Annotated in this window: 2 protein-coding genes; both read right to left on the reverse strand. The window is 76.8% G+C overall.

Annotation, left to right across the window (positions count from 1 at the left end):
• Nucleotides 1-210 precede the first annotated feature (210 nt).
• The gene (locus ACFWH7_RS12085; RefSeq protein ID WP_378216753.1) at nt 211-1161 is read right to left on the reverse strand and encodes a 4-(cytidine 5'-diphospho)-2-C-methyl-D-erythritol kinase; all 951 of its coding nucleotides are present in this window, start codon (nt 1159-1161) and stop codon (nt 211-213) included.
• Nucleotides 1158-2096, reverse strand: a complete 939-nt coding sequence (gene rsmA, locus ACFWH7_RS12090) for a 16S rRNA (adenine(1518)-N(6)/adenine(1519)-N(6))-dimethyltransferase RsmA (RefSeq protein ID WP_378216754.1) — start codon at nt 2094-2096, stop codon at nt 1158-1160. The genes ACFWH7_RS12085 and rsmA overlap by 4 nt, the downstream gene beginning before the upstream one ends.
• Nucleotides 2097-2257 lie beyond the last annotated feature (161 nt).

A 2257-nucleotide genomic window follows, 5' to 3' on the forward strand; every position in this document is an offset into this window, starting at 1 on the left:
TCCGCGCGCCCCCCCCCCCGCGCGCCCGGCATGCCCCCCCCCCCCCCACCACCCACCCCGCCCACCCAAGGTGACCAGACCGCCGTCGAGCACAAGAAACCTCGGTTCTACCTCGCGCCACCACGGTTCTACCTCGGGCAACCACGGTTCTACCTCGCGCAGCCACGGTTCTACCTCGCGACCTCGGTTCGACCTCGGCGGGCGGGCTCGTCAGTGGGCGACGACGCGGGCGCCGGCGGCGGGGGCCGTGGTGCACCAGACGGTGTCGCACGCGTCGTTCGCCGTCCATGACGCGGCGATCGCGAGCGCGTGCTGGCGGCTGCGCGCGAGGGCGGCGACCGTCGGTCCGGAGCCGGAGACGATCGCGCCGAGCGCGCCGGCCTCCGTGGCGACGTCGATCGTCCGCCGGAGCTCGGGGCGCAGGGCGAGGGCGGGGCCCTGGAGGTCGTTGCGCAGCACCTGCCCCAGCCCGACGGCGTCTCCCGCGCGCAGCGCCTGCATGAGCGCGGTGTCGTCGGCGAGGTCGAGCTCGGCGGGGCCGCCGACGGTCTCGTCGAACGTGCGGTACACCTCGGGCGTGGAGAGGCCCTCCGCCTGGACGGCGAAGACCCAGTGGAACTCGCCGCGCGTCATCGCGGGCGTGAGCACGTCGCCCCGCCCCGTCCCGACGGCGGTGTGCCCCACGAGCCCGAACGCGACGTCGGCCCCGAGCCCGGCGGCGAGCCGGACGAGGTCGGCCCGGGGCACCCCGGCGTCCCAGAGCGCGTCGCACGCGACGAGCGCGGCGGCGGCGTCGGCCGAGCCTCCCGCCATGCCGCCCGCGACGGGGACCTCCTTGTGGATCTCGAGCCGCACGTCGGGGTCGAGGCCGACGTGCTCGGCGAGCGCGACGGCGGCCCGCCACGCGAGGTTCGTCTCGTCGGTCGGCACCACGTCGGCCTGGAGGCCGGTCACGCTGAGCGAGACGCCCGAGCCGGGCGGCACCTGGTGGGCGACGACGTCCTCGCTGAGCCCGACCGCCTGGAAGATCGTCACGAGCGGGTGGTAGCCGTCGTCCTGGAGCGCCCCGACCCGCAGCGAGAGGTTGACCTTGCCGGGTGCGCGCACGCGGACGGACGGGGGTGGCGCGAGGGCGATGCCCGGCGGTCGCGGGGGTGTCACGCGTCCACTGTGCCAGGTCGTCCGGTGCGACGCTCCGCGGGCGCCGCACCGCGGGCGGGGCGCTCGTCGAGGGCCCCGCGCAGGACGAGCTGCTCGGCGACGCGCGCGAAGGCCGCGACGTCGAGCACCTCGCCGCGCGCCTGCGGGTCGACGTCGGCCGCCGCGAGCACCTCGGCGGCGACGCTCGCGGAGCCCGCGAGGCCGGACAGCGCGGAGCGGAGCATCTTGCGCCGCTGCGCGAACGCCGCGTCGACGACGGCGAACACCTGCTCGCGCGTCGCGGTCGTGGTCGGCGGCTCGCGGCGGTCGAGCGCGACGAGCGCGGAGTCGACGTTCGGCACGGGCCAGAACACGCTGCGGCCGATGGTCCCGGCGCGGCGGGCGTCGGCGTACCAGGCGGCCTTGACCGACGGGACCCCGTACGTGCGCGACCCGGGCGGAGCGGCGAGCCGGTCGGCGACCTCGGCCTGCACCATGACGAGCACGCGCTCGAGCGAGTCGAACCGCTCGAGGAACGTGAGCAGCACGGGCACCGCGACGTTGTACGGGAGGTTGGCGACGAGCGCCGTCGGCGGCTCGCCGGGCAGGGTCGTGACCTCCAGCGCGTCCGCGCCGACGACCTCGAGCCGGTCGCCGAGGTCGGGGACGTGCGCCGCGACCGTCGTGGGAAGCTGCTTCGCGAGGACCGGGTCGATCTCGACCGCGACGACGCTCGCCCCGGCCTCCAGGAGTCCCAGGGTGAGCGAGCCGAGCCCCGGGCCGACCTCGACGACGCGCTCCCCTGGCCCCACCTCCGCGGCGCGCACGATCTTGCGGACGGTGCCGCCGTCGTGCACGAAGTTCTGACCGAGGGTCTTGGTCGGCCGGACGCCTAGGCGACCCGCCAGGTCACGGATCTCGGCCGGACCCAGCAGGGCACCGCGGGTGTCGCTCATGACAGCCAAGCCTACCGACCGGGGCGGGCCCGGTCCGGACGCCACGGGGGACGACGAAGGGCGGGGCGGCGGGCGCCCCCCCCGTACCGGTGGGGGCCGGGGGGGGGCGCCCCGCCCGTGTGCCCGGGCAAAGGAGTAACCCCCTTGGGCCGCCGCGCGGG

It is taken from the genome of Cellulosimicrobium cellulans (genome assembly GCF_042723955.1).
Lineage (GTDB): Bacteria > Actinomycetota > Actinomycetes > Actinomycetales > Cellulomonadaceae > Cellulosimicrobium > Cellulosimicrobium cellulans_H.